The 914-nt window shown below is 68.6% G+C and carries 1 protein-coding gene; it reads right to left on the bottom strand.

Annotation, left to right across the window (positions count from 1 at the left end; genetic code table 11):
• Positions 1-695: DUF6801 domain-containing protein (locus ACX6XY_RS29995; protein WP_460337760.1), on the bottom strand; the 695-nt coding region annotated here is incomplete at its 3' end.
• Positions 696-914: the final 219 nt, after the last annotated feature.

Raw genomic sequence — 914 nt, 5'->3', positions numbered from 1 at the left:
CTGAGGGGGGTGCTGCCGTTGGCGGCCTTGATGTCGGAGCGGCCCTTGATGTCGAAGTCGAGCTTCACCGGCTCAGGTCCGGGGTCCGGGGGATCGGTGGGGTCGTCCGGTGCTGGCACGACCTCGATCGTGTGCAGGGTCTTGTCCTGGTCGGCGGGGTCGAGGGTGCACTCGGTCTCGAAGGTGTCGAGGCTCGTTTTGTCGCCCGCGGCGTCGCGCGGGGTCATGGTCAGCAGCAGGCTGTTGACCTCGATGGACACGCTGCCGGGCTGAGTGAAGGTCAGGGTGGGCGCTTCCCCGTTCGCCGTCACCGTGAAGTCGGCGGCCGGTTCGGGCAGCGGCGTCCTGCCGATGGTGTTGTCCAGGGTGATGTCGAGCGGTCCTCCCGGCAGGTTGACGGTGACATCGGCGGAGGCTACCCCTTCCAGAGTGGTGCTGCCGACCGCGCCGAGACCGGTGGCGGCGGCCTCGCTGACGGTCGCCACCGAGGTCACCGCGAACGCCGGGATCTGCTCGCCCGCCTGCAGTTCGTCCGGCAGGTCGGCCTTGATCACCACGGTGAGCGGGTCTTCCTGGATGAGCGGGAACACGCATTCGTACGTCTGGGTCAGGGACACCGGGTCCGCGGCGGCGGGTCCGCCGGAGGACATGCCGATCAGCCCCGCCAGCAGCGCCACGGTCGCCGTGACGCCCACGGGAACGTGCGTCCTGGGCTTGCGTCGCGTTCTCATTTCTGCCTCTCAAAGCCTCTGGGAACGGGTCCGGCCCCCCGTCTGCGAAGGAACGGGGGGCCGGGGGCGTGGTGCTGGCTCAGCTCAGCTGGCCAGTGTCTCTGCTAGCTGTCCTTGCGGTAGGTGAGGTCCATGTCGATGGTGTTGCCGGGTCCGGCCATGAAGCCGCTGATGATGTCGTTG

The organism is Streptomyces sp. O3 (genome assembly GCF_054788135.1).
This window is presented reverse-complemented; position numbering and strand designations above follow the sequence as displayed.